The sequence below is a fragment of the Agrobacterium salinitolerans genome, from assembly GCF_002008225.1.
Classification (GTDB): Bacteria; Pseudomonadota; Alphaproteobacteria; order Rhizobiales; family Rhizobiaceae; genus Agrobacterium; species Agrobacterium salinitolerans.
The window spans coordinates 1-5,450 of record NZ_MRDH01000031.1 but is presented as its reverse complement, the minus strand read 5'-3'; the positions used below and the strand labels follow the sequence as shown (position 1 = coordinate 5,450).

Genomic DNA, 5,450 nt, shown 5'->3' with positions numbered 1-5,450 from the left:
CCAATGGTTGGCCCAGCAGCGACCTCGATGCACTCATGCCGTGGAATTACACGCGCTGAACGGTCTCAGCTTGCCGCTTACATTGGGGCAGTCGAGCACATCGGTAGCACTGCAGTACCAGGATTGGCCGCAAAGCCAATAATTGACGTGGACGTTGTCGTATCGGGCATCGGAGACATTCCCGGTGCGAGCGCGGCTCTCATCGACGCTGGCTTCGAGCCTCGTGGCAATCGGTATGACGATGATGTTTGGGCCTTTCTTTTGAAACGCCCTTCACCCCAGATAAGGGTCTACCTTTGCCCGCCCTTCAACCAAACGCATGAGAGGCGGTTGCTTTTCCGAGACTACCTCCGCCAACATGACGATATGGCCTTGGCATACTCCACCTTGAAGCGCCGTCTTGCAGAGCAGTTTTCGTATGATGGGGATCGCTATACCTCGGAGAAAAGTGCTTTCATTTCCGAGATAGTCTGCGCGGCACAGAATGACATGGGATGACCGGTTTGGGCCGGTCGGAGACATTGCAATGGTTTGGTAAAGGGCTAACCTCAGCGGCTGCTCAGAGCAAGCGTAACGACAAATGAGGCGGCAATGAATCCTGGTGGGCCGGATGCGCTTTTTGGCATGGAAGAGACCGTTCCGCAGATCGTCAGCACGTTTCTGGCGCAGCGTGGCAAGCCAGGCTTCAGTATCTCGACCGCGACGGAAGCACTGTTCCATGGTGTGGATTTCGCAGACGCCAGCATTCTTGAGAGACGAAGGCAGGTCATTTGTGGCGAATTCATATAACCCACGACGGGTGGTAAGGCCGTTATAAGGAAAAGTCGTATTCCTTATAACGGCTGACCGATAGTGGAAAACGGCCTTGATGATGCAGTGCTGCAATACGCAACGAGTCATAAAGCCGAGTTTTCTGAGCGTGCATGTGAGTTGCGATTTATTTTAAATGCTATTATATTGGCATTAATAGGCCTTATTTGCGGATGGGTGATAATATGTTAGCATTTAAAATGTCTTCTCCTGTGGAGGTTATCCGGGACCTGGCGGATAGGATGAAGCGCCGGCGGATCCAGCAAGGATTGACCCAACGCGAATTGGCTGCGAGATCGAATGTCTCCTACGGATCGCTGAGGCTATTTGAGGAAACCGGCAAAATTTCCCTCGAAAGTCTGATAAAAATTGCCTTTGCTCTTGAGGCGGAAGCAGAATTCGAACGGCTGTTTCCAGGTCGGCCGCCACAGAATATCGATGATGTCATTGATCGTCCTCTCAAGCAGCGTGTGCGCCGTAAATGAAGTTCACGTCAATCCGGAAGATGAGCGTTTATCTGGAGCTCGAAGGGAATGAGAAAAAGCTCGGGACGCTTGCCTGGAGCGGCAGGGAACGGCGGGCGTATTTCGAGTACGCGGCGGAGTTTCTGGCTGCGCCGCTTTTGGTTTCACCATTCCATATGATGGCCTCCACTGGATTGATTGCAGCGCCTCGCGATCCATTTGACGGGCTTCATGGGGTGTTCAACGACAGCCTGCCGGATGGGTGGGGTCGTTTGTTGCTGGACCGTCGTCTTCAGCGGGCGGGCATCGACTATACCCGACTTACCCCGGTCGACCGTCTGTCTGCAGTGGGCAGAACGGGAATGGGCGCGCTCTCATATGTTCCTGAATTGCCAGACGACCAGGAGCCTCAGCCCGTCACCGATCTCGACTGGTTCGCTGATCAGGTCGAGTTGGTGCAGGCTGAAATGGATGTGGCTGATATAGACAGCTTGCAGGGCGCGCAGGGTGGATCCGCGGGTGCGCGGCCGAAGATTATGATCGGCTTCAACCAGGCGGAAAACAGATGCGTTCTGGATTATGGCCAACCGTTGGATCCGGGGTTCGAAAGGTGGATGGTCAAGGCGCCGAGTTCCGATGATCCGCGGGAGATCGGTCCGGAAGAAAAAGCCTATTCGCTTATGGCGGTCGCTGCAGGACTGACGATGGCCGACACCCTGCTGCTGGAGACCAGGAAAGGACGACGGCTTTTTGCGACGAAACGTTTTGACAGGACCCCTGCTGGCAGGCTCCACATGCACACGGCAAGCGGCCTGCTGAATGCCAGCCATCGTGAAGCGAGTGTGAACTATGAGCAACTGCACAAGCTTACTCACATAATGACCCGCGACGCTACGGAAGTCCTGAAGATGTTCCGAAACATGGTGTTCAATGTCTTTGCCAGAAATCGCGACGACCATGCGAAGAACCACGCCTTCCTTATGGACGGGAATGGCCGCTGGTCTCTGGCACCCGCATACGATCTTACTTTTTCGTCGGGACCAGGCGGAGAGCACAGCACGGCAATAGCCGGGGAAGGCAGAAACCCCGGCATGTCTCACCTTCTGGCGGTCTCCAGAGGGGCTTCGATTTCAGATCAGGATGCGCGGGAAGTTATAGAACAGGTTAGAGCGGCTGTAGACCGATGGCCTGAGTTTGCTGAGGAAGTTCAGTTATCCAGAACCCGGACCGCTGAACTCGACAAGTTCTTGAATGGTAATCGGCTTGCTTAAAGGCCCACGTTTCGAGGGATCGGATTTAAGCAGGCCGGATGCCACAAACGTGGAAAGTTCCTGAAACTTTCAGAAATCGGAAGCTTCAGGAATTATGTCTTCGTTGGTGGACCAGGCTGAGATGCAGGAAGGCGGTGACATGTCATCATCGGCAGCATTTCAGGTTGTGGTATTCGAAGTCCGGAAGGGTTGTGTGGTGATAGTTTGCATTATGGTTCCTGATCAGGCTGCCGCTCTGAGGTCGAAATTCGCGTGGATGACGTCGTAGGGTACGTGAACCTTTCCGTCTTCGGTTTGTTCGAATATACCCCAGTCCGACAACGCGGACACGTCCTCGTGGACACGCTTAACGTCACGTTCGACGGATCGGGCAAGTCCGCGTATGCTCGATGGACCGATCTTCTGAAGATGTTCAATCAATTCCCACCTTTTGGGGGTGATGACAGAAAAAAGCTGTGCGGGCGACGAAAAGGTGAAGACTGCCACGGGGTCTGAGGGGTTGCCTGAACGCATCGCATTCGTTGCCCTTTCAAAAACCTCATTGAGGGCAGCTTCGCTGTCTGCTCTGATTTGAATCAAGGCTTCTCTCATGGCTTCTTCCTCCTCTTGATTATCTCCTTCCGAAAGTCGGACAGGAGGGCATCGGTCGTTGTGAACATGTAAGGATGCTCGTCGCCGTTAAGATGACGATGATCGCCTTTGCCGCGTTCGTTGTCGAAACCGACGATACGCCTGCCGTCCTTGCCATAAAACACTCGATACTCGAACATGTGCGTCCTACCGGGAACGGGTTCCGGCACCTGTATAAAAATTCTTGAAACTTTCATAAATTGGAAGTATCAAGAATTATGTCTTCGTTGGTTGACCAGATTTCTGCAGCCGGATTGGCTGATCGTTTTCTGAATGACCGGCAACTCGCCGAGTTGCTGGGCGGCAGTGACGCGCGCCGTTATGGCCTTGTCAACCGCGCTTTGAAAGACGGGTCCCTCATCCGCCTGAAGCGTGGTTGTTNGCCGTTATGGCCTTGTCAACCGCGCTTTGAAAGACGGGTCCCTCATCCGCCTGAAGCGTGGTTGTTATGTGCTGGCGCGGCGCTATCGACGTGACCCGGTTCATCCGTTTGCCGTCGCCCAAAACCTCGTGCCGGGCAGCTATATCTCTTTCGAGACAGCACTGTCGTTTCATGGATGGATTCCGGAGGCGGTGTTTGTTACGGCCAGTGTTTCACCTGGACGCAAAAGCCAGGATTTTTCGACGCCCGGGTTCGGGACCTTCAGCTATCATCCTCTGGCGATTAACGATTATCGGTTCATGACGAGTGTTGACCGTGTCCCGCTCAACGGCTCGATTGCGTTCGTTGCTAGGCCTCTTCGGGCGCTTATGGATCTGGTAGCGCTTCGCAAGGTGGAGTGGAGCGGGCTTGAATGGCTGACGATTGGTATGAGGATCGAGGAAGATGCCCTTTTCGGATTGCGACGTACGGATTTTACGGCATTGAAGCCGGTGTACAAGCACAAGGCTGCGAATGTCTTTCTCCGGGCGCTGGAAGGTGCTCTGATGCCTTCGCGGCGTCTGCATGATGTCGAGGTCAGGGCATGATTGAGATTATCCGGGACAAGCTTCGGCAATACGCGGCGGAAAGTGCAATAGAGGAAGAGAATGCCGTCAAGGAAATACTGCAGGAGGTCGTACTCTACGCCTTGTGGCGGGGCGATTTTTTCGATGTGGCTCTTTTTCAGGGTGGTACAAGCCTTCGCATTCTTCATGGCCTGCCGCGTTTTTCCGAGGACCTCGATTTTCTTCTGCGGGCTCCCGACACGGGTTTCAACTGGTCTCCTTATCTCAAGGTTCTGACGGATGTTGTCAGCCAGTTCGGGCTGGAATTGGAGGCACATCCCAAGGTGCGGATGGATACAGCGATCCGGCAGGCTGTTATCAAGGATGATTCCATCGCGAGCCAGTTGGATCTGTCATTTGCGGGAAGAGGTCGACCCAAGACAATTCGTATCAAACTTGAGATTGACGTTAATCCGCCTGCGGGATCGGGTGAGGAAACTACCTACCTTGATTTTCCGGCTGATTGTGAGGTCCGCCATCAGGATTTGCCTTCCAATTTTGCGCTCAAGATACACGCTCTTCTATGCCGTGGTTTTCTCAAGGGGCGTGATTGGTTCGACTTCTCCTGGTATGTGACCCGCAGCGTCTCGCCGAATCTGGACCTTTTGCGCAATGCGCTGATGCAGGCTGGTCCCTGGGCGGGAGATGAGACTGTCCATGTAGATGCTGCCTGGCTGAAAGCGGCTCTTTCAGAAACGATCAAACGTATCGACTGGAAAGAGGCTGCCGGGGATGTTCGACCGTTTCTTCGTCCAGCCGAGCTTAAATCCACGGCTCTTTGGAGTGATCGTTTTTTCCTTGCCAAGCTGGAAAAGCTTTGAACTTCCCGATGTTTTTATGTTCGTAGAAGGCAGGCGAATTGTTTCGTCGGTTACGTTTTTACAAATTATATATTTTCGTATTTTTTGATTTCACGGATTTATTAGTAAACTGAATTCGAGCCGATGAGGGGGCTTCGCTCAGAAACGTCCCCGATGCGCTTGGTGGGTCATGGGAATATTTTTGCCATAGCATCCTCAGTAATACATATATTTGTGTATTTATACTTTTTGGATGGAATATTGTTTCGCATGGCGAGGGGGCAGAGAGGAGTTCTGCCGATCGCAAAATGAGGGCGACGAAAACATATATATGTATATGGATAACTGAGTAAACATATAATTTATGCGTTTGCTTTACCTGGCGGGTTGCTCTGCTTGGTCGGATGATTTATGCGGGTTTTGTGCGGAAACTAGGGATTTTAGCAGGAATCTGACTGAGTATTGATTGAAAGGGTGGTTTTTTGTTT

8 protein-coding genes are annotated in these 5,450 nt (G+C 52.8%); 6 read left to right on the top strand and 2 right to left on the bottom strand.

Annotation, left to right across the window (positions count from 1 at the left end):
• The 4 genes from BS627_RS20005 to BS627_RS19990 form a co-directional block, all read left to right on the top strand.
• The coding region (locus BS627_RS20005; RefSeq protein ID WP_103036238.1) for a GrpB family protein at positions 1–498 on the top strand (498 nt) is incomplete at its 5' end.
• Between the two features lie 93 nt (positions 499–591).
• Positions 592–789: a hypothetical protein gene (locus BS627_RS20000; RefSeq protein ID WP_077984929.1), complete on the top strand. Its 198-nt coding sequence runs from the start codon at positions 592–594 to the stop codon at positions 787–789.
• A 206-nt stretch (positions 790–995) separates the two neighbouring features.
• On the top strand, positions 996–1,295 hold the full coding sequence (locus tag BS627_RS19995) for a helix-turn-helix domain-containing protein (protein WP_245307216.1): 300 nt from the start codon (positions 996–998) through the stop codon (positions 1,293–1,295).
• Positions 1,296–1,315: 20 nt separating this feature from the next.
• On the top strand, positions 1,316–2,545 hold the full coding sequence (locus BS627_RS19990) for a type II toxin-antitoxin system HipA family toxin (protein WP_245307214.1): 1,230 nt from the start codon (positions 1,316–1,318) through the stop codon (positions 2,543–2,545).
• Positions 2,546–2,767: 222 nt separating this feature from the next.
• Here the strand turns inward: BS627_RS19990 and BS627_RS19985 are convergent, their stop codons facing one another.
• Together BS627_RS19985 and BS627_RS24880 are read right to left on the bottom strand one after the other, a co-directional pair.
• Positions 2,768–3,136: an HVO_A0114 family putative DNA-binding protein gene (locus BS627_RS19985; protein WP_077984927.1), complete on the bottom strand. Its 369-nt coding sequence runs from the start codon at positions 3,134–3,136 to the stop codon at positions 2,768–2,770.
• Positions 3,133–3,372, bottom strand: coding sequence for a toxin-antitoxin system TumE family protein (locus BS627_RS24880; RefSeq protein ID WP_077984926.1), 240 nt, complete (start codon positions 3,370–3,372; stop codon positions 3,133–3,135). Before BS627_RS24880 ends, BS627_RS19985 begins: the two co-directional genes overlap by 4 nt.
• A 211-nt stretch (positions 3,373–3,583) precedes the next feature.
• On the opposite strand from BS627_RS24880, the gene BS627_RS19975 reads away from it, so the two are divergent.
• Together BS627_RS19975 and BS627_RS19970 are read left to right on the top strand one after the other, a co-directional pair.
• Entirely contained in the window at positions 3,584–4,144 is a 561-nt protein-coding gene (locus BS627_RS19975; RefSeq protein ID WP_245307212.1) for a type IV toxin-antitoxin system AbiEi family antitoxin domain-containing protein, read from the top strand.
• Positions 4,141–4,983 (top strand): nucleotidyl transferase AbiEii/AbiGii toxin family protein, encoded by an 843-nt coding sequence (locus BS627_RS19970; protein WP_077984925.1) that lies wholly within the window; start codon positions 4,141–4,143, stop codon positions 4,981–4,983. Before BS627_RS19975 ends, BS627_RS19970 begins: the two co-directional genes overlap by 4 nt.
• The last annotated feature ends 467 nt before the right edge of the window (positions 4,984–5,450 follow it).